This window comes from Mycobacterium sp. JS623 (assembly GCF_000328565.1).
Classification (GTDB): Bacteria; Actinomycetota; Actinomycetes; order Mycobacteriales; family Mycobacteriaceae; genus Mycobacterium.
In genome coordinates this window covers 1570161-1594494 of sequence record NC_019966.1, presented here as the reverse complement: position 1 = coordinate 1594494, position 24334 = coordinate 1570161, and the positions used below count along the sequence as shown (strand labels likewise).

At 64.7% G+C, this 24334-nt stretch carries 24 protein-coding genes, 1 other RNA gene and 1 pseudogene; 11 read left to right on the top strand and 15 right to left on the bottom strand.

Annotated features, from left to right (window positions below):
- Positions 1–9 precede the first annotated feature (9 nt).
- Positions 10–1141, bottom strand: a pseudogene (locus MYCSM_RS07670) (ferredoxin reductase).
- Positions 1142–1663: 522 nt separating this feature from the next.
- Here MYCSM_RS07670 and MYCSM_RS35205 point away from each other — a divergent pair.
- Positions 1664–2293, top strand: a complete 630-nt coding sequence (locus MYCSM_RS35205) for a TetR/AcrR family transcriptional regulator (protein WP_015305575.1) — start codon at positions 1664–1666, stop codon at positions 2291–2293.
- Here MYCSM_RS35205 and MYCSM_RS07660 read toward each other — a convergent pair.
- Both MYCSM_RS07660 and MYCSM_RS07655 read right to left on the bottom strand, forming a co-directional pair.
- The gene (locus tag MYCSM_RS07660; RefSeq protein WP_015305574.1) at positions 2290–2937 is read right to left on the bottom strand and encodes an FMN-dependent NADH-azoreductase; all 648 of its coding nucleotides are present in this window, start codon (positions 2935–2937) and stop codon (positions 2290–2292) included. The genes MYCSM_RS35205 and MYCSM_RS07660 overlap by 4 nt on opposite strands.
- 61 nt (positions 2938–2998) lie before the next feature.
- Positions 2999–3289 carry an MmpS family transport accessory protein gene (locus MYCSM_RS07655; RefSeq protein WP_015305573.1) on the bottom strand — a complete coding sequence of 97 codons (291 nt, stop codon included), beginning with the start codon at positions 3287–3289 and terminating at the stop codon, positions 2999–3001.
- Between the two features lie 229 nt (positions 3290–3518).
- Between MYCSM_RS07655 and MYCSM_RS07650 the strand changes: the two genes are divergently transcribed.
- The 3 genes from MYCSM_RS07650 to MYCSM_RS07635 all read left to right on the top strand — a co-directional run bounded on the left by MYCSM_RS07650 (position 3519) and on the right by MYCSM_RS07635 (position 6242).
- The gene (locus MYCSM_RS07650; RefSeq protein ID WP_015305572.1) at positions 3519–4139 is read left to right on the top strand and encodes a nitroreductase family protein; all 621 of its coding nucleotides are present in this window, start codon (positions 3519–3521) and stop codon (positions 4137–4139) included.
- Positions 4140–4174: 35 nt separating this feature from the next.
- Positions 4175–5107, top strand: a complete 933-nt coding sequence (locus MYCSM_RS07645; protein ID WP_015305571.1) for a class I SAM-dependent methyltransferase — start codon at positions 4175–4177, stop codon at positions 5105–5107.
- A 388-nt stretch (positions 5108–5495) separates the two neighbouring features.
- Positions 5496–6242 (top strand): SDR family oxidoreductase, encoded by a 747-nt coding sequence (locus MYCSM_RS07635; RefSeq protein ID WP_015305569.1) that lies wholly within the window; start codon positions 5496–5498, stop codon positions 6240–6242.
- 364 nt (positions 6243–6606) lie between these two features.
- Here the strand turns inward: MYCSM_RS07635 and ssrA are convergent.
- The 6 genes from ssrA to ftsE form a co-directional block, all read right to left on the bottom strand.
- Positions 6607–6974: a transfer-messenger RNA gene (gene ssrA, locus MYCSM_RS35800) on the bottom strand.
- A gap of 79 nt (positions 6975–7053) precedes the next feature.
- Positions 7054–7893 carry a maleylpyruvate isomerase family mycothiol-dependent enzyme gene (locus MYCSM_RS07625; RefSeq protein WP_041311486.1) on the bottom strand — a complete coding sequence of 280 codons (840 nt, stop codon included), beginning with the start codon at positions 7891–7893 and terminating at the stop codon, positions 7054–7056.
- Positions 7894–7993: 100 nt separating this feature from the next.
- The gene (locus MYCSM_RS07620; protein WP_257720757.1) at positions 7994–8839 is read right to left on the bottom strand and encodes a DMT family transporter; all 846 of its coding nucleotides are present in this window, start codon (positions 8837–8839) and stop codon (positions 7994–7996) included.
- The gene (gene smpB, locus MYCSM_RS07615) at positions 8836–9330 is read right to left on the bottom strand and encodes an SsrA-binding protein SmpB (protein WP_015305565.1); all 495 of its coding nucleotides are present in this window, start codon (positions 9328–9330) and stop codon (positions 8836–8838) included. The genes MYCSM_RS07620 and smpB overlap by 4 nt, the downstream gene beginning before the upstream one ends.
- A gap of 2 nt (positions 9331–9332) precedes the next feature.
- The gene (gene ftsX, locus MYCSM_RS07610; RefSeq protein ID WP_015305564.1) at positions 9333–10226 is read right to left on the bottom strand and encodes a permease-like cell division protein FtsX; all 894 of its coding nucleotides are present in this window, start codon (positions 10224–10226) and stop codon (positions 9333–9335) included.
- Positions 10227–10916: a cell division ATP-binding protein FtsE gene (ftsE, locus tag MYCSM_RS07605; protein ID WP_041313443.1), complete on the bottom strand. Its 690-nt coding sequence runs from the start codon at positions 10914–10916 to the stop codon at positions 10227–10229. It abuts the gene before it with no gap.
- A gap of 101 nt (positions 10917–11017) precedes the next feature.
- On the opposite strand from ftsE, the gene MYCSM_RS07600 reads away from it, so the two are divergent.
- Positions 11018–12202 carry an RNA-guided endonuclease InsQ/TnpB family protein gene (locus MYCSM_RS07600; RefSeq protein ID WP_083906250.1) on the top strand — a complete coding sequence of 395 codons (1185 nt, stop codon included), beginning with the start codon at positions 11018–11020 and terminating at the stop codon, positions 12200–12202.
- A 98-nt stretch (positions 12203–12300) separates the two neighbouring features.
- On the opposite strand, the gene MYCSM_RS35795 is transcribed toward MYCSM_RS07600, so the two are convergent.
- From MYCSM_RS35795 to prfB, 3 genes are read right to left on the bottom strand one after another with little or no spacing between them, the layout of a single operon-like run.
- Positions 12301–12744 carry a hypothetical protein gene (locus MYCSM_RS35795; protein WP_015305561.1) on the bottom strand — a complete coding sequence of 148 codons (444 nt, stop codon included), beginning with the start codon at positions 12742–12744 and terminating at the stop codon, positions 12301–12303.
- Positions 12741–13721: a mechanosensitive ion channel family protein gene (locus MYCSM_RS07590; protein WP_041311481.1), complete on the bottom strand. Its 981-nt coding sequence runs from the start codon at positions 13719–13721 to the stop codon at positions 12741–12743. Before MYCSM_RS07590 ends, MYCSM_RS35795 begins: the two co-directional genes overlap by 4 nt.
- Positions 13711–14817: a peptide chain release factor 2 gene (gene prfB, locus MYCSM_RS07585; protein ID WP_015305559.1), complete on the bottom strand. Its 1107-nt coding sequence runs from the start codon at positions 14815–14817 to the stop codon at positions 13711–13713. The genes MYCSM_RS07590 and prfB overlap by 11 nt, the downstream gene beginning before the upstream one ends.
- 113 nt (positions 14818–14930) lie before the next feature.
- Here prfB and MYCSM_RS07580 point away from each other — a divergent pair, with 113 nt between their 5' ends.
- The gene (locus MYCSM_RS07580) at positions 14931–16295 is read left to right on the top strand and encodes an FAD-dependent oxidoreductase (protein ID WP_015305558.1); all 1365 of its coding nucleotides are present in this window, start codon (positions 14931–14933) and stop codon (positions 16293–16295) included.
- 77 nt (positions 16296–16372) lie between these two features.
- Here MYCSM_RS07580 and MYCSM_RS07575 read toward each other — a convergent pair whose 3' ends face one another.
- On the bottom strand, positions 16373–16702 hold the full coding sequence (locus tag MYCSM_RS07575; protein WP_015305557.1) for a hypothetical protein: 330 nt from the start codon (positions 16700–16702) through the stop codon (positions 16373–16375).
- Between the two features lie 28 nt (positions 16703–16730).
- On the opposite strand from MYCSM_RS07575, the gene hisN reads away from it, so the two are divergent.
- From hisN to MYCSM_RS07555, 4 genes are all read left to right on the top strand, one after another.
- Positions 16731–17510 (top strand): histidinol-phosphatase, encoded by a 780-nt coding sequence (gene hisN, locus MYCSM_RS07570; RefSeq protein ID WP_257720756.1) that lies wholly within the window; start codon positions 16731–16733, stop codon positions 17508–17510.
- A gap of 19 nt (positions 17511–17529) precedes the next feature.
- Complete coding sequence (gene amrS / locus MYCSM_RS07565; protein WP_015305555.1) at positions 17530–18609, top strand: AmmeMemoRadiSam system radical SAM enzyme; 1080 nt, start codon at positions 17530–17532, stop codon at positions 18607–18609.
- 154 nt (positions 18610–18763) lie between these two features.
- Positions 18764–20140, top strand: coding sequence for an acyl-CoA dehydrogenase family protein (locus MYCSM_RS07560; RefSeq protein ID WP_015305554.1), 1377 nt, complete (start codon positions 18764–18766; stop codon positions 20138–20140).
- A gap of 34 nt (positions 20141–20174) precedes the next feature.
- Positions 20175–21389 carry an acyl-CoA dehydrogenase family protein gene (locus MYCSM_RS07555; RefSeq protein WP_015305553.1) on the top strand — a complete coding sequence of 405 codons (1215 nt, stop codon included), beginning with the start codon at positions 20175–20177 and terminating at the stop codon, positions 21387–21389.
- Positions 21390–21396: 7 nt separating this feature from the next.
- Here MYCSM_RS07555 and MYCSM_RS07550 read toward each other — a convergent pair whose 3' ends face one another.
- Together MYCSM_RS07550 and MYCSM_RS07545 are read right to left on the bottom strand one after the other, a co-directional pair.
- Positions 21397–22395 (bottom strand): MDR family oxidoreductase, encoded by a 999-nt coding sequence (locus MYCSM_RS07550; protein WP_015305552.1) that lies wholly within the window; start codon positions 22393–22395, stop codon positions 21397–21399.
- Between the two features lie 68 nt (positions 22396–22463).
- On the bottom strand, positions 22464–23435 hold the full coding sequence (locus MYCSM_RS07545; RefSeq protein ID WP_015305551.1) for an esterase family protein: 972 nt from the start codon (positions 23433–23435) through the stop codon (positions 22464–22466).
- Positions 23436–23725: 290 nt separating this feature from the next.
- Between MYCSM_RS07545 and MYCSM_RS07540 the strand changes: the two genes are divergently transcribed.
- Positions 23726–24292 (top strand): TetR/AcrR family transcriptional regulator, encoded by a 567-nt coding sequence (locus MYCSM_RS07540; RefSeq protein WP_015305550.1) that lies wholly within the window; start codon positions 23726–23728, stop codon positions 24290–24292.
- The last annotated feature ends 42 nt before the right edge of the window (positions 24293–24334 follow it).

Here is a 24334-nt window from a genome sequence, read left to right as displayed (position 1 = left end):
TTGTCCCCCTTAGATTTTCAACGTGCAGTCGCCCGATGCGGTGGAGATGCAAGTGTTGATCCGGTCGCCCTCGCCGTGCTCTTCTCCGGATCGAAAGTCGCGGATGTGCCCTGATTCCAGCGGGAGCACACACGTCTGACAGATGCCCATCCGGCAGCCGAACGGCATCTGGATACCGACCTTCTCGCCGGCCTCCAGAAGTGAAGTAGCGCCATCTATCTCGACGCTCTTGTCCGAGATGGAGAAGGTGACGGTGCCGCCTTCGCCGCCCTTGTCGGTACGCGCGATGGTGAACCGCTCCATGTACAGGTCGTCGCGCACTCCCGCGTCTTCCCATATTTTCTCGACCGTATCGAGCATTGGGGTGGGACCGCATGCCCACGTGGGTCGGTCTTTCCAGTCCGACACCAGCGTTGCCAAATTCTCGAAATCGAAGTGGCCGTCCGTCTCGGTCAGCTGCAGATGCAACCGATAACCGGGCTGCTGCTTTTCGAGCTCGCGTAGTTCGTCGTGAAAGATCACCGCGTCCGCCGATGGTGCCGAGTGGATGTGCACGATGTCGGGACTCTGACCGCGCGCCGTCAGTGAACGCAGCATCGCCATGAGCGGAGTGATGCCGCTGCCGGCGCTGACGAACAACAGCTTCGGTGGGGGTGGGTCAGGCAGGGCGAAGTCGCCTTTGGGTGCCGCCAAGCGAACAATCGTTCCCGGTTTCACACCATTGACCAAGTGTGTGGACAGAAACCCTTCAGGCGTCGCCTTGACAGTGATCCTGATGAGCTTGCTGTCGCGGCGTGGGACTGACGTCAGCGAATAGGACCGCCAGTGCCATCGGCCGTCAACGCGAAGCCCGATGCCCACGTATTGACCGGCCTCATAATCCGCAGAGAAGCCCCACCCCGGCTTGATTGTCACGGTGGCCGAATCCTCGGTTTCGGCCTGTACATCGACCACTTCACCGCGAAGCTCGCGCGCCGACCACAGTGGATTGAGCAACTTGAGGTAATCGTCGGGCAGCAAGGGCGTGGTCGGCCCGTGCCGCTAGGCCCCGCAGAACATTGACTTTCGGCGTCGTCGCGGTGTCGACATTCTTAGCCGGTTTGATACTCCATCTCGCAAGATCGCGCAGCGACGCAGCCATTCGACGAGGTCCCCTCCCGGTTCGTTCAGCTTCGATTCGGTGTACACGTGTACACCGAATACCCAATCGCTCCGGTGCGCACACCTTGGATGCAGACTTCACGTCACGCGCGCCGTTGTCTTCGAGGAATTCGGCGGTGCGGTGGATGTCCGTTCGGCCGCGTATCCGACACCATCGCCTGGGTGCGTCGTGGAGGTGCACAGCGCCGGTCTTTGTCGCATTGAGTGGCATGCGCGGACCCGGGCGTGACGCCGATATCACTGTCAACGAAGTGTCCCCGATCCCGCCATGGCACGGCAACTAGCTCAACGCATTGCCGTTGGCCGGGTTGGGGATCCGGAACTCGACGTCGTCCGCGCTGTGGCCACGCTGCTCGCTCTGGCAAATTCACGAATCGAGACCGTTTGGAAGTGATCACGGGTTGGCGCATGTCACGCTCGGGTCGTCTGCCCGCCATGAAGCTAGCGCACAGATTGCAAATGGCAACAACCGCATGCCATTGGTGCTAGCGTGGTGGCGGCTATGGACAGTTCGACGCGGCGAACAAGGGGCGTGCAGCGCGGTGCCCGAAGCCAGCGGGTGGTCGAGAAGGTGCGCGAGGCCACCATGGCCGAACTGGCACGGGTGGGGTTCCCGGGGCTGACCGTCGAGGGAGTCGCCAAGGCGGCCAATGTCAATCGCACCACGATCTATCGGCGGTGGCCGTCCAAGGGCGCACTGCTGTTGGCCATCCTCGAGCCCGGGCTTGAACGCTTCGACCACGATCCCGATACCGGTTCGCTGGGCGGGGATCTGCTGGCCCTGATGCTCCTGATGGGAGAGACCGCGGCCTTGCCCCCGGGGCAGGCGGTCCACCGCGCGGTCGGGTCGACCTCGGACGAACTCAAGGAGCTCGTCGATACCGTGAATGAGCGTGCGCTCGGCGCCTTTCGTCGCGCCTTCGATCGCGCCCGCGCCCGAGGCGAGGTGGGACCCACCGACGACACCGAAATGATCGCGCACCTGGCGTTCTTCGGCGTCGTGCTCTGGGCGGAGACCCACGAGCGCACAGCCTCCGAGCAGGAGTGCCGCCGGATACTGCGCGTCGTGCTCGCACCTTTAGCCGGCAGCACCTGGACGCCACCCGCGCGCATAGACGACTTACCGCACTAGGCGGCGTCTTCGCTGGCCGTCCAGAGCCGGTCGATGGCGGCAAGCGCCTGGTTGAGGCTCTCGGCGGCAAGCGGTTTGAGATGGGCCATCTTCGGGTCGGCGTCGGCGGTCGTGAGTTCGGCGGTGATGATCTGCGGCTGCAGCCCGGTCACCGATAAGGCGTGTCGGAGCCAGGTCTGCGCGTGATCCCAGCCTTCGCGCGGCGTGCCTGGACCGTAACCGCCGCCGCGGCTGGCGAGCACGATGAAGTCGGTGTCGCCGAGCAGGCCGGTATGGGTCTCGGCGTCGATGGACAGCCCGAGGGCGATGATGTGGTCGACCCAGGCCTTGACCGTGCTGGGCGGACCAAAGTTGTACAGCGGAAGACCGAGCAGGACCGTGTCCGCTTGTTTGATTTCCTCGATCAGTTCGGCGCTGAGCGCGAGCGACGCGTCTTGTGCCGCGGTGCGCTGCTGTGCGGCCACCATTCGCGCCGGTCCGGTCGCGGCATCCAGGTGTGGAATCGGGTCGGTGCCGAAATCGCGGTAGGTCACCGTTGCGCCGGCATGGGCGGCCCGCCACCGATCGGCGGCGCGGGCGGTCAGTCGACGACTCACCGAGTCGTCGCCTCGGACCGAGGAATCGATGTGAAGCAGGGTTGACATCTCTAAACCTCCATAGATTTTTTGTTTGACCGGAACTACTTCGCTGGGAAAGGCCGTATAGTCACCTCCCCTGCGCCGCAACGTCTTTCAGGACCGTGGCGTCTTTTACTTCCTGCGGCTGTGCACTGAGGTCGAGGTAGTTGATGGTCGCGACGGCGCCCGCTGGCCCGAAGATCTCATAGGTCACCCGTTTGGGGTTGAACGGCTTTGCGTGGTTCGCGAGACCGGCGCCCGCATTGGTGGTTTCGTTGTCCGAGCCGAACACTCCCCGCACGCGGTAGACGGTGAATCCCGCGATCGCAACGACGACCACGACCAACAGCGGTATCCACGCTCGTTTGACAACGTTCATCTCCGAATCCCCTTCGCCCCTCAGCCTTTCGGATCATTTCGGCGTGGCGAACACCGGCGCCATATCAGCCCAGTCCGTCAGCTCCACGGTCAATTACCTGTGTCCTCGCTGGCGGGCCGTCCAACGTGAAGCTAGCGCAGAAATGCTCGTATGGCAACACTCTGTTGCCATTTGTGCTAGCGTGGTGGCTCATGGATAGTTCGACGCGCCAAACGAGGAGCGTGCACACATGACGCTTGACCTAACGCCGGATCAGTTGTTGTCGACCACGCGCACAGTGCGCAAACGCCTGGATTTGTCGCGCCCTGTCGAGCGGGAACTGTTGGAGGAGTGCTTCGACCTCGCCTTCCAGGCACCGACCGGGGGCAACCAGCAGGGCTGGCACTTCGTCGTCGTCACCGACGTCGACCTGAAGAGGGCTCTTGGCGAGCTGTACCGGAAGGCCCAAAGAGAGACCGAGCCGCCGGAGGCGCCTCCCGGACAGCAGGCCGTGATGAAGTCCGCCGCCTACCTGGCTGAGCACCTCCAGCAGGTGCCGGTCCTGGTCATCCCGTGCATCGAAGGCCGGTATGAACACGCTCCTCACCTTTGGCAAGCCATAGCGTGGGGATCGATACTGCCCGCAACCTGGAGTTTCATGCTCGCCGCCCGCGCCAGGGGCTTGGGAACCGCATGGACGACATTGCACCTGGCCCACGAACGCGACGCTGCCGCAGTGCTTGGGATCCCGTATGAGCAGGTGACGCAGGCGGCGCTCATACCGGTTGCCCACACGATCGGTACCGAGTTCATGCCCGGGCCCAGGAGTCCCCAAGCCGAGCATATTCACTGGGATCGTTTCACTAGCTAAGTATCTGGCTTGGCGGAGATTAGAAGGGACAGCGCATGGCGCGCACAGACAACGACACCTGGGACGTGGCGACCAGCGTCGGCGCAACGGCAACGATGGTCGCCGCTGCCCGGGCGATAGCCACCAAAGCCGAGAATCCTTTGATCGACGACCCGTTCGCCGAACCCCTGGTCCGCGCGGTCGGAGTCGATTTCTTCACCCGGTGGGCCACCGGTGAACTTCACGCCGCCGACGTCGACGACAGCGAGTCCGCGTGGGGGCTGGAGCACATGCCCGACGCGATGGCCGCCCGCACTCGCTATTTCGACTCGTTCTTCCTCGACGCCACCCAGGCCGGCATCCGCCAGGCGGTGATTCTGGCGTCCGGTCTCGACGCGCGCGCCTACCGGCTGTCGTGGCCCGCCGATATGACGGTGTTCGAGATCGACCAGCCACAAGTCATCGAGTTCAAGTCCACCACTCTGGCGGGTCTGCGCGCCGCCCCGACGGCCGACCTGCGCACCGTATCCATCGACCTGCGCCACGACTGGCCGGCCGCCTTGGTCGACGCGGGTCTAGACAGCGACCGGCCCACCGCCTGGATCGCCGAGGGCCTTTTCGGCTATCTGCCGCCGGACGCCCAGGACCGCCTGCTGGACAACATCACCGCGCTCAGCGCCCACGGCAGCCGCCTGGCCACCGAAACCGTCCCCGACATATCGCATCTGGATCTGGAAAACGCCCGGGAAATGATGCGCAAAGCCACCGCCAAATGGCGCGACCACGGCTTCGAACTCGAGGTTGCGGACCTTGGATACGAGGGCGAGCGCAATGCGGTCCCCACCTACCTGCAGAACCTGGGCTGGCGGTCGGCCGGTACGCCGATAAGTCGGCTTCTGGCCGACAACGGACTAGCCCCCATGCCGCACAGCAGCCACTGGGTCCCGATGGCCGGCACCGTCTACTACACCTCCGTCTTGAACAAGTAGGCGACCACTATGCCCCTGGGGCCGATATGCGGGTAGGGCCGGCACTGATGCGCCTAGGCCTGCCGTCGCGGTTGGTGCGCCCGGCGCCCCCGGGTGTTATGCACCGGCGGACCCGTTCGGATGGACACGACTTGCCCGCGCGGGGTCGACGCTGGCCCGTGCGGGGGGATCAGCAACCGTCATCCGGCCTTGCCCCCTCTCGGTTTGATCGTTGACGGCGTCAAGACCGAGATCCGCCGCATAAACGTCCGCTGCCTCCCTAGAGCCTGGCTGCTCGACGAGCTGTTCGTGACGACCCTAGCGTCGCAGGAATAACGTGACATGTCACGTGTTGGACTGACCTAAGAGGCTATGGCGATTCCGCCGACCTCGAACAAAGGAGATCACCATGGGTCAGCTTTCCGGCAAGACGGCACTCATCACCGGCGGCAACTCCGGCATCGGCCTCGCCACCGCAAAGCGGTTGGCCGCCGAAGGCGCACACATCTTCATCACCGGGCGAAACCAGAAGACTCTCGACGACGCCGTGGCGTCGATCGGAGCGGGCGCAACCGGCATCCGCGGCGACGTGTCGAATCTCGACGACCTCGACAAGGTTGCCGATGCCATTAGGGCCCGTGGACGCGGCCTAGATGTTGTGTTCGCCAATGCCGGCGGCGGCGAATTGGCGACGCTGCCCGACGTGACCGTCGAACAGTTCACCAACACATTCCAGATCAACGTCGGCGGAATCCTGTTCACGCTGCAGAAGGTGTTGCCGCTGCTGAAACCGGGCGCGTCGATCGTGTTGACCGGTTCGACCGCGGCGTACGGGGGCACACCTGCGATGGGCGTGTACGCGGCGTCGAAGGCGGCCATCCGGTCGCTGGGCCGGACGTGGGCGGCGGAGTTGGTCGACAAAGGCATCCGGGTCAACACCGTCGTGCCGGGTCCAGTCGAGACGCCGGGGCTAAAGGGCCTGGCGCCGAGCGGCCAGGAACAAGCGCTGCTAGACGCGCAGGCGTCGCACGTGCCGATGGGCCGGGTGGGGCGGCCCGAGGAAGTCGCCGCCGCGGTGCTGTTCCTCGCCTCCGACGAGAGCAGCTTCATGACCGGAACCGAGCTGTTCGTGGACGGCGGCGAAAGACAGCTATAACGCTAGGGCGGTGCGTGCCGGCAGTGGGACATCGACGTCGGGCCGAGGCAGCGTCCCGTTGCGCAGGATCGTTTCGTAGACCCCGGTCAGCACATCGGCTAGGGCCTTCACCGGGTCACGATTCAGCTCGGAGAAGGATAGTTTGATGTCATCAAGTCCTCGATAGTGTCCACGAGCGCCTTCCGATGCGTGATCTTTCACGCATCCTAGCCGCATCACAGCAACGAGTCGGATGTCTGGAAGCCGGAATATGCCCCCAACGGTCACGCAATCGCGTTGACGGCCAGCTGTTGGCCACTGATATGGGCCGAAACGCGTGACGTGGATGATCCAAAGAAAAAGGGCCGCATCTCTGCGGCCCCTTTTGTGGAGCTGCCGGGAATCGAACCCGGGTCCTACGGCATTCCCTCGAGGCTTCTCCGTGCGCAGTTCGCTATGCCTCTACTCGGATCTCCTGATCACGCGAACAAGTCAGGATGACGATCCCAGTCGCTGTTGGTGTCCCGATGAGTCCCGCGACCAAACTCATCGGTTGATCCCTCTAGCTGATGCCAGGGTCCGGGCCGAGGGCTTTCCCGGTCTGACAGACTCACCGTCGCTTAGGCAGCGAGGGCGAAGTCGCGCTGATTTGAATCGGCGCTTAATTGGTTGCAACGACGCTTACGGTGGTCTCTTGCCTGCACCGGCACGCTTCCCTTGATTCGATGCGCGAAGTCGAAACCGTTCAGCCCCTCGCACCCCCGCCGACCATCGGCAGGACATTTCATTCTACCGGTGCCTTCAACAACGGCCAGCGATTAAATAGTCCCAGCTAGATCACGTAATTGAGGTGCTCGACGATCCGCTTGCCGACGACCTGGTCACCGCCATAGCTGATCGCGTCGTGGTCGACGCTCGTCCGGCCGCCCGCTAACCGCGTGAACAGCAGGCCGTCGAGGATGATCGTCGCCGTCGGCTCCTGGCCGCCGAAGTCGTCCACCACCTGGGCCCTCCCGTCCACCGCGACGTTGATCGTTCGGGCCAGCGGACCCGTCAGAACGATCGCCACCCGCGATCCATCCGGTGCACCGCCGAGCTTGCCGACGACGAAGCCCATGCTCGCCGTCATCTCGTCGAGGGCCACCCGCGCGGCCGGTCCTGCCGGGTCCGCGGCCGGCCGGTCGAGCGCGTCGCGAATGTCGTGCAAATGCATCCAACAGTCGAAGTCGCGTACCCGCATGAACCTCCCGTACGTGTCGGGGCCGGCAGGCGTCACAGTGACCTGGTTCCAGTCCGCTTCGCTCATGGCGGTCAGCTGCTCGCGGCGCTTGGCGGTCGTACTGCGGAACCGGTCGAGCATCTCGGCTGGGCTGCTGCCGCGGAGCTTGCGAACCCACCGCTCGTTCATCCCGCCGATGTCGTTGCGCACGTGGCTGAGCGTCGAGAAATCGATGTCGGCATCTGGTGTCGCGACGCCCTGCAGCATCGACTCCGTGCCGATCAGGTGGGCCGTCACGTCATGAACCGACCAGCCCGGCAGCGGCGTCTGGGCCAGCCATTGCTCGTCGGTCAAGCCTGTGAGCACCGTGTCGATCTCGTCCCATACGGCGAACAGGCCGGCCAGTACGTCGGCTTTGTCGAGGGTGGTCACGGGGCGCGATGGGCTGCTCACTCGGCAGAACCTAGCGCTCGCCGCGCGCGAGCGTGCGCGAAATGCGCGCCAATAGCCGCGTGTCGCGGCGCAGACGCGCACGCTCGCGAAAAGAGGGGGGTTAGCCGGCGGCGATCATCGCGACGGCAGTGACTGCGAGCACCATGCCGATCGTCTGCCATCTCGTCACCCGCTCGCGCAGCACCACGATGGCCAGCAGCACGGTCGCCGCCGGATACAGCGACATCAGCACGCCGGCCAGCGAAAGATACGAGGACTGCACCGCCAGCAGCATCGCGACATTGGCTCCGGCATCCAAAAGCGCGGCGAACACCGCAAGCCGAAGCGGCGTGCCGGTCGGCGGGTGCAGATTCGCGCTCACCGCGGCAATGACGAAGACCAGCGTGCTGGCCGACAGCCGCGCGAACACCAGCGGCCACAGCTTGGCCTCGACCGGCGCCTCGTGAATCAGCACGAAGTTGAGCCCGAATGCCAGGCCGGACCCGACCGTCATCCACGCCACCTTGGCCGTGAACCTGTGCGGCGTGACATCCTCATCGGTGGCTTGCCTGGACACCAGCACCACCGCGATCAACGCCAGCACCACGCCGGCGGCCGCGATCACGCTGGGGCGCTCCCCCAGCACCAACCCGGCCCCGACGGGGATGCCCGCCACCAGAATCGCCGTCAGCGGCGACACCACCGAGATCGGTCCGGCCCCGAGCGCCGCGTAGAACCACCAGATGCCGAACGCCTGCGAGATGCCGCACATCGCACCCCAGAACATCGCGCCGTGACTCATCTCACCGCCGACGACAGACGCCGAAACGGCGAGCAGCACCAGCGCGATCGGATAGGAGACCAGCACCACGCGCAACGCCGCCACCCGACGCGACGCAATGCCGCCGATGAAATCGCTGATGCCGTAACCGAACGCCGACATCAGCGCCAGGACGACGCCGGTCAGGTCATGCCCTTGGCGCGTCGGCCCAACTCGCGCGTGACTTCCCGCTGCGCATCGCGGCGGGCCATGTCCTGCCGCTTGTCATGCGCCTGCTTACCGCGGGCCAGGGCCAATTCGACTTTCACCTTGCCGTCGGAGAAGTACAGCGACAGCGGCACCAGCGTCAGGTTGCCGTCCCTGATCTTGCCGACTAGGTTGTCAATCTCCTTGCGGTGCAACAACAGTTTGCGGTTGCGCCGCGGCGGGTGGTTGGTCCAGCTGCCGTGGTGATACTCTGGGATGTGCAGGTTGCGCAGCCAGATCTCGCCGTCGTCAACAGTGGCGAACGCATCGGCCAGCGACGCTTGGCCGTCGCGCAGGCTCTTCACCTCGGTGCCCACCAACTGGATCCCGGTCTCGTAGGTGTCGAGAATCGAATAGTTGTGTCGCGCTTTGCGATTCGTCGCGACGACTCTGTTGTTGCTGTTCCTCGTCGGGTCAGCTTTCTTTGCCATGGTTATCTTCGAACGTAGAGTCGTAGCGTGACGTAGCCGGTGACGCCGGCCATCGCCACGCCGACGAACAGCAGGATCGGTGCGATGTAGAGGATGTCAGCGTAGTCGATCCTGGCAATCAGATTCGCTTGATAAAACTGGTTGAGCGCGTTTTCCAGGAACATGGCGCGCACCACGATCAGGCCGACGATCGAGATGACCACACCGATGAACGCGGCCAGCATCGCCTCGACCAAGAACGGCAACTGGGTATACCACCGACTGGCCCCGACCAATCGCATGATGCCGATCTCGGTGCGGCGGGTATACGCCGCGACTTGAACCATGTTGGCTATCAACAGGACTGCGCCGACCGCCTGCACCAAGGCCACCGCGAACGCCGCGTTGGAAAGTCCGTCGAGCACCGCGAACAATCGGTCGATCAAGTCCTTTTGATTGAGCACGTTGAGCACACCGGGTTGGCCGACCATCGCCTGGTCGAAGTCCTTGTGTTGCTCGGGGTTGTCGAGCTTGACGATGAACGACGCCGGGAACGCCTCCTTGCCCGCCACATCCTTGTATTGCGGAAACTTCTTGATCGCGTCGTTGTAGGCGTCGTCGCGATTCAGGAATCGCACCGACTTCACATCGTCGCGGCCCTCGATCTTGGCGCGCAACGCCTTACACGCATCGCCGTCGCAGGTGGGGTCGTTGGCGGAGACGTCGTTGGTCAGAAAGACCTGGCTCTCCACCCGGTCCAGGTAGATCTTGCGGGAGTTGTCGGCCAGCCGCACCACAAGCAACCCGCCACCGAACAAGCCGATGGAGATGGCCGTGGTCAGGATCATCGCAATGGTCATGGTGACGTTGCGACGAAAACCGGTTAGAACTTCATTGATAAGGAAGCCGAAGCGCACTTAGCGGTCCATTCCGTAAACGCCGCGCTGTTCGTCTCTGATGAGCCTGCCGAGCTCGAGTTCGAGGACGCGCTGACGCATCGAGTCAACGATGTGGTGGTCATGGGTGGCCATCAGCACCGTGGTCCCGGTGCGGTTGATCCGCTCGAGCAGATCCATGATGTCTTTGCTGGTTTCGGGGTCCAGGTTTCCCGTCGGCTCGTCGGCGATCAGCACCAGCGGGCGGTTGACGAATGCGCGGGCGATGGCGACGCGCTGCTGCTCGCCGCCCGACAGCTCACCCGGCAGCCGGTTGGCCTTGCCGGAGAGCCCGACCATCTCCAGGACGTCGGGCACCACGCGGTTGATCACCTCGGAGCGCTTGCCGATGACCTCCAGCGCGAATGCGACGTTGTCGAACACCGACTTCTGCTGCAGCAGCCGGAAATCCTGGAACACGCAACCAATGACTTGGCGCAGGCCCGGTATGTGACGGTCGCGCAGCTTGTTGACGTGGAACTTGGACACCCGGATGTCGCCCGCCGACGGATGCTCCTCGGCCAGCAGCAGTCGCATGAACGTCGACTTGCCCGAACCCGACGGGCCGATGAGGAAGACGAACTCACCCTTGTCGATCTTGACCGACACGTTGTCGAGCGCCGGCCGGGCCGACGACTTGTACTGCTTTGACACGTGGTCGAGGGTGATCATCATCGGATATTTGCGGTGTGGAAGGAATCGGCTTCGGCCGAGGGAGCAAACACCGCTTCTCCTTTCGGTGACCTGTCGGTGGTGGCGGTTACGTTTCCAGTATGTCGCGTTACCGGCTGCTTCCTACCGCTGAGCAGGCGGTGCTGATGGCCGAGCATTGTCGCCACGCCCGTTACGTGTGGAACCTGGCGGTCGAGCAGCAACTGCACTGGCAGCCCGGTCGCCACGCCCCCGGGTACCACGAGCACTGCGCTCAGTTGACCGCGGCCCGTGCCGAGCACGACTGGCTGGCGGCCGGCTCGCAAACCGTACAACAGCAGGCGCTGCGCGACTTCGCCCAGGCAAGGCGCAAATTTTTCAACGGAATGCACCGCCGCCCAACTTGGCGTAGAGCCGGTGTGCACGAGGGATTTCGCCAGGTCGCGGTCAAGCCGCGTCAAGTCAAACGGCTGAACCGCCGGTTCGGTCAAGTGTGGTTGCCCAAGGTTGGCTGGGTTCGCTTCCAGCTCTCCCACCCGGTCCCAACAGGTGTTAAGTCCTACAGGGTCACCTGCGATCGGGCGGGCCGCTGGCATATCGGTTTCGCCCACGTCCCGGATCCGATCACCGGTCCGGGTGACAGCAGCGTGGTTGGTATCGACCGCGGTGTTGCCGTGTCGGCGGCATTGTCTACGGGTGAACTGCTGCACGCCCCTGTCCTTAGCGGCGGTGAGGTCAAGCGGTTGAAGGTTCTGCAGCAGCGGCTCGCTCGCGCCGAGCGCGGCTCTAACCGGCGGGCGCGCGCAAAGCGCGCGATTGCCAAGCTCAGAGCGCGTGAGACCGACCGACGCAAGGACTGGATCGAAACGGCGACCACAGACATTGCGCGGCGCTTCGACACCATTCGCATCGAAGCCCTTGATGTACGTGCGATGAGCCGATCTGCGCGGGGCACCGTCGGGCAACCCGGCCAGCGGGTCGCCCAAAAGCGCGGCCTCAACCGTGGCATCAGCAGAAGCGGCTGGGGTTTGCTCGCTGCGCGTTTGCAGCACAAGGCTTTCGGCCGGGTCCAACAAATCCCGGCCGCGTACACGTCGCAACAATGCTCGGTATGCGAACACATCGCTCCCGGAAACCGCAAGAGCCAAGCGGTTTTTGAGTGCGAAGCCTGCAATGCGGGTCCGTGCAACGCCGACGTGAACGCAGCTCGCAACATCGCCGCCGGACGGGCGGTGACAGCACGGGGAGACCTCGGCGCTAGCCGGTCTGCGAACCGTGAACCTCAACTCTGCGCTCCTGCCGCCTAGGTAGTAAGTGTGGGGTTGGAATCCCGCGGCTCCGGCCAGGGGAGGACGTCAACACGGCACGCCAGTGTAGCGGTGACGACAGCGAACGCCGCTCAACGTCAACTCGCCGGAGCCGGCGTCGTCGGTAGCGGCCCCAACCCTGCCCCAGGCGGCGTGGTCGCCGTGACCGTCGGCGGCAACGTGACGGTCTGCGGCCCCAGCGGCCCGGGCACCACCGTGGTGGTCGGGGTCGATGTCGTGGGCGACGTAGGGCTGGTCTCGCCCGGCGACGTCGTGGTCTCGGTCGGGCTGGTGGTGGTCGTCGTGGTTGTGGTGGTCGTCGGCTCGGGTTCCTTCGGCCGCCGCACGTTGGTTCGCGGTACCCAGGTGTAGTTCGGGTCGGGCACAAAGCCGGGTGGGACGACCGCAGGCGTCGGCGCTTCGGTGGACGCAGGCTTGGGCTCGAAGTTGTGGTACACCCAGAACAGCGCCAGGAACGCGACGATCAGCACAATCGTCGACACTCGCATCCGCCCGAGCCGGGCGGTGAACCATGACCTCATGACTTGTTCTGCTCCGTCGGGCCCTGCGTCTCTTCGGCGCCGCCCGCGGTCGCTGGATGCACGATGGCCTCGACCATCGGGGTGTGACCGTCGCCCGACGTCACGATGCCTGCGCGGCGCAGCGCGCGAACCACCAAGACCCTGATGCGCCGACCCACCTCGAACTGCTTGCCGGGCAGCGTGCGCGCGACCATCCGCAGGTTCACGGTGTCCAGCTCGATGCTCTCCACGCCCATCAGCTGGGGCGCGTCCAAGAGCAGCGCACTGAGGCCGGGATCTTCCATCGCCTTGTCGGCTACCCCGTGCAGCACGTCATTCACCAAATTGAGGTCGGCCGACGTCGGGACCGGGATGTCGATGACCGCGCGCGCCCAGTCCTTCGACAAGTTCACCGTCTTCACGATCTGACCGTTGGGGATGGTGTACATCTCGCCCTCGGTCGAGCGCAGCTTGGTGACCCGCAGCGTGACGTCCTCGACCGTGCCATCGGCCGGGATGTTGATACCTGCGACCGTGAGCGACACCAGGTCACCGAAGCCGTACTGCTTCTCCGTGATGATGAAGAACCCCGAGAGCAGGTCCTGCACCAGGCGCTGCGCGCCGAAACCGAGCGCGGCGCCCAACACCGCGGCCGGCGCGACGAGCGAACCGATCGGAATCGCGAGGATCGAGGTGACCTGCACCATCACGATGACGAACAACAACGCGACCGACACCCACGAAATGACCGACGCCACGGCCTGGCGGTGCTTGGCGCTCTCCGTGCGCACCAGCTGGTCGCTCTCCATGTACTCCGCATCGATGCGGCGCACGATCCTGTTGGCCAACCAGTTGATGAACCGGGCCGCGAGCAGACCGCCGATCAGATACAGCGCGATCGGCACTCCGCGGACGAGGATCCATTCGCCGATGGTGCCGACCCAGAAGCCATGCCACCGGTCGGCGAAACTCATTGCAAGTACGGTGCTATTCGTCATCTCGTCTGTTGCGCCACCGGATTCCCGCTTCGAGGAATCCGTCGATGTCTCCGTCCAGTACCGCCGCCGGATTGCCGACCTCGTAGTCGGTGCGCAGGTCCTTCACCATCTGGTACGGGTGCAAAACGTAGGAGCGCATCTGGTTTCCCCACGAACTGCCGCCGTCACCCTTCAACGCATCCAGCTCAGCACGTTCTTCTAAACGCTTGCGTTCCAACAACTTTGCCTGAAGAACTCGCATCGCCGAGACTTTGTTCTGCAGCTGCGACTTCTCGTTCTGGCAAGTCACGACGATACCTGTTGGGATGTGGGTGAGTCGAACCGCGGAGTCGGTGGTGTTCACCGATTGACCGCCGGGGCCGCTGGAGCGGTACACGTCAACACGCACATCGCTTTCCGGAATGTCGATGTGGTCAGTGGTTTCGGTGACCGGCAAGACCTCCACTTCGGCGAACGACGTCTGGCGGCGACCCTGGTTGTCGAATGGGCTGATGCGCACCAACCGATGGGTGCCCTGCTCCACCGACAACGTCCCATACGCGTACGGCGCGTGTACCGCGAAGGTCGCGCTCTTGATGCCCGCCTCTTCGGCGTAGGACGTGTCGAACACCTCAACCGAATACTTGTGCGCCTCGGCCCACCGGATGTACATCCGCATCAACATCTCGGCCCAGTCGGCCGCGTCGACGCCGCCGGCGCCGGAGCGAATGTTGACCAGCGCCTCGCGCGCGTCGTACTCGCCGGACAGCAGCGTGCGCACTTCCATCGCCTCGATGTCCTCGCGCAGCTTGCGCAGCTCGGCGTCCGCCTCGGCGACCTCCTCGGCGCCACCCTCTTCGGCAGCCAGCTCGTACATCACCGGCAGATCGTCGAGGCGCTGCCGGAGTTCCTCGACCCGGCGTAGCTCGCCCTGCGTGTGGGAGAGCTCGCTGGTGACCTTCTGGGCGCGTGTCTGGTCGTCCCACAGGTTCGGGTCGGACGCCTCGTGCTCGAGCTTTTCGATTCGACCGCGCAGCCCGTCGACATCGAGCACCCTCTCCACCGTGGTCAGGGTGGAGTCGAGAGCAGCGATGTCGGCTTGACGGTCGGGATCCACGGGAGTTCAGGGTACCGGCGGTTTAAAGTCGGACTGGTAATCAGCCTGGCCACGGCGCGACAGCCCCTTGCGCGCGGCCTGGCAGCGACGGAAAACTTCAACAAAAGGTATCCATGCGCCCCTATCACGTGGCGATCGTCGGCTCAGGGCCTTCGGGCTACTTTGCCGCTGCCTCGCTTCTGAAGTTCGCTGACGCCAGCGAGGACGCCGACGTGCGCGTCGACATGCTGGAGATGCTGCCGACCCCCTGGGGCCTGGTGCGCTCGGGTGTGGCGCCCGACCATCCGAAGATCAAGTCGATCAGCGCCCAGTTCGAGAAGACCGCACTAGATCCCCGGTTCCGGTTCTTCGGCAACATCGTGGTCGGCGACCACGTGCAGGCCGCCGAACTGGCCGAGCGCTTCGACGCCGTCATCTACGCGGTCGGCGCGCAGTCCGACCGGTCGCTTGGCATTCCCGGTGAGGACCTGGACGGCAGCGTCGCGGCCGTCGACTTCGTCGGCTGGTACAACGCCCACCCGCACTTCGAGGAGATGGCGCCGGACATTTCGAGCGGTCGCGCCGTCGTGGTGGGCAACGGCAACGTCGCTCTGGACGTAGCACGCATCCTGGTGACTGATCCCGACGTATTGGCCACCACCGACATCGCCGACCACGCATTGAAGTCGCTGCACGACCGCGGGGTCGAAGAGGTGCTGATCGTCGGCCGGCGCGGACCGCTGCAGGCGCCGTTCACGACGTTGGAGCTTCGCGAGCTCGGCGACCTGGAGGGCCTCGGCGATGTCGACGTCATCGTCGACCCTGCCGAATTCGCCGACATCTCCGATGCGGACATCGAGGCCGCGGGCAAGACCGTGCGCAACAACATCAAGGTGCTGCGCGGCTACGCCGAACGCGAGCCGCGCGGTGCCAAGCGCCGCATTGTGTTCAGGTTCCGCACCTCGCCGATCGAAATCAAGGGCGAGGGCCGCGTCGAGTCAATTGTGTTGGGCCGCAACCAATTGGTGGAAGACAACGGGCGCATCGTCGCCAAAGACACCGGCGAGCGCGAGGAGGTGCCCGCGCAACTGGTGGTGCGGGCGGTCGGCTATCGCGGTGTGCCGACGCCGGGGCTGCCGTTCGATGAGCGCAGCGGCACCATCCCGCATGCCAACGGCAGGATCGAGGGCAGCCGCAACGAGTACGTCGTCGGCTGGATCAAGCGCGGTCCCACCGGCGTGATCGGCAGCAATAAGAAGGACTCGCAAGAGACCGTCGACACGCTGATCTCGGACCTTTCGGGCGCTCAGCTGTCGGAGGTCGACGCGGACTATTCCGAGAAGCTTGTCGAGTGGTTGCTCGAGCGGCAGCCGAAGCTGATCACCGACGACCACTGGACGCTGATCAACGAACACGAACGCGCGGCGGGAGAACCGTACGGCCGCCCGCGGGTCAAGGTGACCAGCGTCGCCGAGCTACTGCGCATCGCGCACGGCTGAACGACTCGTTCCCGCCGAACGTGGGTTACCCGCACACGATCGGCGCGGCAGATGTGTATCAATCCCACACTCGCGCGTTATGGCGTCGCTGGAGGCGCGGCGAATGTCCAGCGGTCGGGGTTGTTCGGCGCGTACACCACCGGAAACAGCTGGCCCATGCTTGGCCAGTCCTCGACATCGATGGCGAGCTGCTGATAGACGACGTGTTCGTCGACCGTCGGCCCGTTGATCACGCCGGTGATCGTGACGAACTGTTCGCCGGTGGCATCGGGTTTCGGGCTGACCCCGGTGACCACCAGGTTCCCGTGCACCCAGTCGCCCCCGGCGCCGCGACGCCGCATGATCCAGGGCGCCGCGAGCGCGACCAAGGCCCCGATGAGCACGATGATGATCACGAACTCCAGCACAAGGACATGGTAGGACTGCTGGGTGACGATCCGGGATGACGTCGAACTGGCGCTGCGGTTGGCCGATCACGCCGACGCGCTGACGATGGAACGCTTCGGCGCGCTCGATCTTCACATCGACACCAAACCGGACCTGACGCCGGTCACCGACGCGGACCGCTCGGTGGAAGCGGCCGTGCGCGACACGCTCTCAGCGAAGCGTCCCGACGACGCGGTGCTCGGTGAGGAGTTCGGCGGCACAGCGGTTTTCACCGGGCGCCAATGGGTGATCGATCCGATCGACGGCACCAAGAACTTCGTGCGCGGGGTGCCGGTGTGGGCGACGTTGATCTCGCTTTTGCACGACGGCGTTCCGGTTGCTGGAGTCGTGAGTGCGCCTGCGCTGCAACGACGTTGGTGGGCAGGCGCGGGCGAAGGTGCATTCACGTCATTCGCAGGCGGTGCGCCCCGGCGAATCTCGGTGTCGTCGGTGGCCGACCTCGAATCGGCGAGCCTGTCGTTTTCCAGCCTTTCCGGATGGGCCGAATTGGGCCTGCGCTCTCGGTTCATTGACCTCACCGACGCCGTCTGGCGGGTACGCGCGTATGGCGACTTCCTGTCGTACTGTCTGCTCGCCGAGGGCGCCGTCGACATTGCCGCCGAGCCCGAGGTGTCGCTGTGGGACCTTGCGGCGCTCGACATCGTGGTGCGTGAGGCGGGCGGCGCGTTCACCAGCCTGGCCGGCGCGCCGGGTCCGCACGGGGGCAGCGCCGTCGCCACCAACGGGCTACTGCAGGAAGCGATTCTGAACAGGCTCAACGGCGAGTAACCTGGCGCTCGAGTGCGCCATGACCTTCGACTCGTTCACCGTCCCCACTGCGCACTGGCATCTTCTAGACGACGGCAGGATCCAGTGCGATGTCTGCCCGCGCGCGTGCAAGCTGCGCGAGGGCCAGCGCGGACTGTGCTTCGTCCGCGCCCGTGCCAACGACCAGATCGTGCTCACCAGCTACGGCCGGTCCAGTGGCTTCTGCGTCGACCCCGTCGAGAAGAAGCCGTTGAACCACTTCCTGCCGGGGTCGGCGGTGCTGTCCTTAGGGACCGCGGGCTGCAACCTCGCGTGCAAGTTCTGCCAGAACTGGGATATCTCCAAGTCGCGGGAAATCGACACGCTCGCAGACCAGGCCACACCCGAGGATCTCGCCCGGGTCGCTGACGAAATAGGTTGCCGCAGTGTGGCTTTCACCTACAACGACCCGACTATCTTCTGGGAGTACGCCGCAGACGTCGCCGACGCCTGCCATGAGCGTGGGATCAAGGCCATCTCAGTGACCGCCGGCTACATGTGCCCAGCCCCACGGGCCGAGTTCTATCGGCACGTCGACGCGGCCAACGTCGACCTCAAGGCGTTCACCGAGGACTTCTATCACCGCGTATGCGTCGGGCATCTCGACGATGTGCTGGACACCCTGGTGTACTTGCGGCACGAGACCGAGGTGTGGGTGGAGATCACCACGCTCCTGATCCCTGGCCAGAACGACAGCGACGCCGAAATCGCCGCGGAATGCGCGTGGATACGTGAACACCTCGGCACCGATGTGCCGTTGCATTTCACCGCGTTTCACCCCGACTACAAGATGCTCGACGTCTCGTCGACGCCTCCCGAGACGCTTACCCGCGCGCGACGGATCGGGCTCGACGAAGGGTTGCGGTTCGTCTACACCGGAAACGTTCACGACCTCGACGGCGACACCACGCGGTGCCCCGGCTGCGGTGATGGGGTCGTCGTTCGCGACTGGTATGCGATGCGGCATTACGGGTTGACGGAGTCCGGTTGCTGCCGCCGGTGCGGCACCCAGCTGCCCGGCGTGTTCGACGGCCCCGTCGGGACCTGGGGCGCGCGCCGGTTGCCGGTCGTCGTGCGTTAACCGACTCCGGCCGAGATCGTCCTCGTCCGATCGGGTGGTGGTACCGCGCGTACTGTGAACTCGATAACAACTTACTCTAGAGTCAGTTCCCATACCTTACTCTGGAGTCAGTTGGGTATTCGCGCACTTCAACCAGCAAGCGAGGCAGCTGACAATGACCAACACACTGCCGTCCAAGAAGCGCTCAGGAAAACAGAGCGCCGTTGGCATGCATAAGCACAAGCGGACAGCGACCGACATCGGGTTGGCGCTGATCACGCCAATCGTCGGACAGGAGTTCCTTGATCGCTACAACCTCAGAGACCCGCTCAACCGAGGCCTGAAGTACGGGGTCAAGCAGGTGTTCTCGGCCGCGGGCGCGGCCAGCCGTCAGTTCAAGCGAGTCAAGGGCGCCCCGAGCGGCCCGACTCGGCTGAAGAAGAGCGGCGCGGACTACTTCGACCTGACCCCCGACGACGAGCAGAAGATGATCGTCGACACCGTGACCGAGTTCGCGGACGAAGTCATCCGCCCCGCGGCCCACAGTGCCGACAAAGCTGCGTTGTACCCCGAAGATCTCGTTGGCAAGGCAACCGAACTCGGCATCACCGCGATCAACGTGCCAGAGGACTTCGAGGGCATTGCCTCGCGTCGCGCGGCGGTAACGAACGTCTTGGTGGCCGAAGCGCTGGCCTACGGCGACATGGGCCTGGCGCTGCCGATCCTCGCGCCTGCCGGCGTCGCGTCCGCGCTGACCCATTGGGGCAGCGCCGATCAGCAGGCCACTTATTTGACGGAGTTCGCGGGCGAGAATGTGCCGCAGGCCTGTGTCGCGATCGCCGAACCGCACGCGCTGTTCGATCCGACCGCGCTGAAGACGACCGCGATGCGTACGCCGAGCGGCTACCGCCTCGACGGGGTGAAGTCGTTGGTGCCCGCGGCCGCGAAAGCCGAATTACTCGTCGTAGCAGCACAACTCAATGGCAAGCCGGCACTGTTCGTCGTCGAATCCTCGACGAAGGGGATCACAGTGACGCCGGACCCGAGTATGGGTGTTCGCGCCGCGGCGCTGGGCCGCGTCGAGCTCAACCGTGTCACGGTGCCCCTTTCCGCGCGACTCGGTGAGGACGACGCCACCGACCAGGACTACTCCGAGGCCGTTGCGCTGTCACGGCTCGGCTGGGCGGCGCTGGCGGTCGGAACCGCACATGCGGTGCTCGACTACGTGGTGCCATATGTCAAGGAGCGCCAGGCATTTGGTGAACCGATCGCCCACCGGCAGGCAGTCGCGTTCATGTGCGCCAACATGGCGATCGAATTCGACGGGCTCCGGCTCATCACGTGGCGCGGGGCCTCGCGCGCCGACCAGGGGCTGCATTTCGCCCGCGAAGCCGCGCTGGCCAAGCGACTAGCCACCGACAAGGGGATGCAGATCGGCCTGGATGGCGTGCAGTTGCTCGGCGGTCACGGTTACACCAAGGAACACCCGGTCGAACGCTGGTACCGCGATCTGCGGGCTATCGGTGTCGCCGAGGGCGTCGTCGTAATTTAGTCAAGCCATCTTTCCTTATACCGAAAGTCGAGTCATGGCAATCAATCTGGAGCTTCCCCGCAAGCTAGAAGCGGTAATCGAAAAGGCCCATCAGGGCGCGGCGGAGATGCTGCGGCCGATCTCACGCAAGTGGGATCTTCGCGAGCACGAGTATCCCGTCGAGCTGGACACGCTGGCCACACTCTTCGAAGGTATTTCAGAGGCAAAGGCTTTCGCGTTCGCCGGCGCCGAGGCCTTCGCCGCTGGCGACGAGTCTCGCGACGCGAACCATAACGGCGCGAACATGTCGGCCGTGCTCAATGTGATGGAAATCAGTTGGGGCGACGTCGCTTTGATGCTCTCGGTCCCCCGCCAGGGTCTCGGCAACGCGGCCATCTCCAGCGTGGCCACCAAGGACCAACTCGAGCGTCTGGGCAAGGACGTATGGGCGGCGATGGCGATCACCGAGCCGGGATTCGGTTCGGACTCGGCGGCGGTGACGACGACCGCCAAGCTCGACGGCGATGAGTACGTGATCAACGGCGAGAAGATTTTCGTCACCGCCGGGTCGCGGGCCACTCATATCGTGGTGTGGGCAACGCTCGACAAATCGCTTGGCCGCGCGGCCATCAAGTCATTCATCGTGCCCCGCGAGCATCCCGGTGTGACGGTCGAGCGCCTCGAGGACAAGCTGGGCATCAAGGCCTCCGACACCGCCGTCATCCGGTTCGACAATGTCCGGATACCGAAGGACAACCTGCTCGGCAGCCCAGAGATCCAGGTGGAGAAGGGCTTTGCCGGGGTCATGGAGACCTTCGACAACACCCGGCCCGTCGTCGCCGCGATGGCCGTCGGCATCGCCCGCGCGGCACTGGAAGAACTGCGCAAGATCCTCACCGAGGCGGGCGTCGAGATCTCCTACGACAAGCCCGCCCATGCGCAGAGCGCCCCGGCCGCTGAGTTTCTGCGGATGGAGGCCGACTGGGAAGCCGCCTACCTGCTGACGGTGCGGTCGGCGTGGCAGGCCGACAACGATATTCCGAACTCCAAAGAAGCGTCGATGGGCAAGGCCAAGGCCGGCCGGGTGGCCAGCGACATCACCCTCAAAGCTGTCGAATTGGCAGGCACCACAGGCTATTCCGAAGAGACGCTGTTGGAGAAGTGGTCCCGCGACAGCAAGATCCTCGACATCTTCGAGGGCACGCAGCAGATTCAGCAGCTGGTGGTGGCCCGCCGCCTGCTCGGCCTTTCGTCCGCGGAGCTGAAGTAAGCCGGCGCTAGAAGCCGTCTTTCACCACGACGCGGGTGCGGCCGGTGACACCACCACCGACGATGGTGTGCAACGTCTCGGGTGCTTCGAGGATCGAGACGTCACGCGTGATGTCGTCGAGGTGACGCGGCAGCAGGTCGGTCGCAATCGACCGCCACAGCTCACGACGCTTGTCGATGGGCAACAGGACCGAGTCGATGCCGGCCAGTGTGACGCCACGCAGGATGAACGGCATCACCGTCGTCGGCAGGTCCGCCGACCTGGCCAAACCTGAGATCGCAGCCACCCCAGCGTAATTCAGGATGCTCAACGCGTACGCGAGCGTGTCACCGCCGACGCTGTCGACGACGGCCGCATACCTGGACTTGCCCAGCGGTCGGACCTTCTCCCCGTCAGCGGGCAATCGACCAACGACCTCGGTCGCGCCGAGGCCCATCAGGTAATCATGCGCCTCGGCCTTGCCCGTCGAGGCGATCACCTCGTACCCGAGGCCGGCCAACAGGTCGACGCTGACGCTGCCGACCCCACCCGTAGCCCCGGTGACCAACACCGGGCCGTCCTGCGGATGCACCCCATGAGCACGAATTGCGTTGACGCTCATGGCCGCCGTGAATCCTGCGGTACCGATCGCGGCTGCCTGGGCGGTGGTCAACGCGTCGAGCTTGACCAGATAGTCGGCCGGAAAGCGCGCGGTGTCGGCGTATCCGCCGTGACGACCGGTTCCGATGTCGTAGCCGTGCGCGACGACGCGGTCCCCCACGGTGAAGTCGGCCGACGAACTCGCCGTCACCGTCCCCGTGACGTCGATACCAGGGATCAGCGGATATGACCGTGCCACACCGCCCTTCGGCGTGATGGCCAGCGCGTCTTTGTAGTTGACGCCGGAGTATTCGACGGCAATGGTGACCTCGCCGTCGGGCAGGAAGGTTTCGTCAACGACCTCGTGTTTGAGATCTATCGATCCCTCGGCGTCCTGGTGTGCGACCAATGCATTGACTGCGACCATGCGGCTCAGTATTCACTAGACGCAAAAGCCCCCGACAGGTGTGTCGGGGGCTTTTGCGTCTTCGGTCGTCAGCCGAGGTAGGAGATCAGGTCCGGCTTCATCTGCTGAAGCTGCTGACCCCAGTACTCCCAGCTGTGCGTGCCGCTCGGCGGGAAGTTGAAGACCGCGTTGTGGCCGCCCGCTGCGAGGTAGTTGTCCTGGAAGGTCAGGTTGGTACGGATCGTCAGACCCTCGAGGAACTGAGCCGGAATGTTCGCGCCACCAAGCTCATTGGGCGTGCCGTTGCCGCAGTACACCCAGAGCCTGGTGTTGTTGGCCACCAGGGCTGGTATCTGCACCATCGGGTCGTTGCGCTTCCACGCCGGGTCGGTCTCGGCCGGACCCCACATCGGGTCGGTCTTGTAGCCGCCGGCGTCGCCCATCGCCATGTTGATCAACCCCGGCCACTGGCCCTCGGACGGGTTGAGGAACGCCGACAGCGAGCCTGCGTAGATGAACTTATCGGGATGGTAGATGGCGAATACCATCGCGGAGTTACCCGACATCGACAGACCCACCGATGCGTTTCCATTGGGCGACACGCCCTTGTTCGCCGAGAGCCACTGCGGCAGCTCACCGGTCAGGAACGTTTCCCACTTGTAGGTCTGGCAGCCGTTCTTGCCGCAGGCCGGCTGATACCAGTCGGTGTAGAAGCTGGACTGGCCGCCGACCGGCATCACGATCGACAGCGGAGTGCCCAGGAACCACTCGAACGCCTGGGTGTTGATGTCCCAACCGTTGTAGTCGTCCTGGGCGCGCAGGCCGTCGAGCAGGTACACGGCGTGCGAGCCGGTGCCCTTCTGGAACTGGATCTTGATGTCCCGGCCCATCGACGGCGACGGCACCATCAGGTACTCGACCGGCAGGCCCGGTCGGGAGAACGCACCTGCGGTGGCTGCGCCTCCCGCTAGACCGACCACGCCCGGCAGAACGGCCGCCGTGATGGCTGCCACCGCGAAGCGGCGCGCCCAATGGCCACGAATCTTGTCAACGAACCTCATAGAGCAAACCCATCCATCTTCCGGTTACCGCCGTAACACGCTTCCCCCGACGATCACAGATCGCCATTCGGCACCGCAGCATTTGCTTTACTGCGCTGTCGTGCCCGCTCTACTTGTGCCCGGTGCGGCGGAAGAGCGGACCGAGAAAATTTCAGTTGTGCGCGTGCAGTAAAACATGTGACCAGTACGCGAGGAACCCCGACTGGCGCTGACTGTCATTTTCCTGTGACCAAATAGAAGTATCGCCAGCGTTAGTTTCTGCGGGTCACGAGGGCCGTAGGCTGCCGCTCATGGGGAGGTCTAGGGCCGCGTCGAACACCCGATTATCGGTCGACGACTGGTTCCAGGCCGGCTTCGCGATTCTGGCCGAAGAAGGCACCAAGGCGCTCAAGATCGATCGGCTGTGTAGTCGCCTTTCAGTGACCAAGGGCAGCTTTTATTGGCATTTCGCCGACATCGCGGCCTATCGCGCCGCGCTCGTGCAGGCGTGGGGTGAGTTGCGCGGTGACGATCGGCGCGATCTGGGCGAGCTGGCCGAGCTGCCACCGCGCGAACGCCTCCTGGAGATGATGTCGTCGCTGGTCAGTCCGCGGCACTGGACGCTGGAGCGGGCGATGCGGGAGTGGGCCCGCACCGACGACGCCGCCGCCGCCAGCGTGCGCGCAGCCGATCTGCGCGTTTTCGCCGCGGTGCGCCAGGCGTATCTGGACTACGGCTTTGACGCTGAGCAGGCCGAGCTGCGGGCCGGGGTGACCTTCGCGGCCCGCGTTGGCTTCCTGCACGTCGCGGGTCCGCAACTCAACGCGCACGTGGCCGCGAGCCGCGAAGGCTTCCTCGACATCATGCTCAAGCGCTGACGGGCTGCCGCGAAACGGCATTCCAGCACGGAAAGTGCGAGA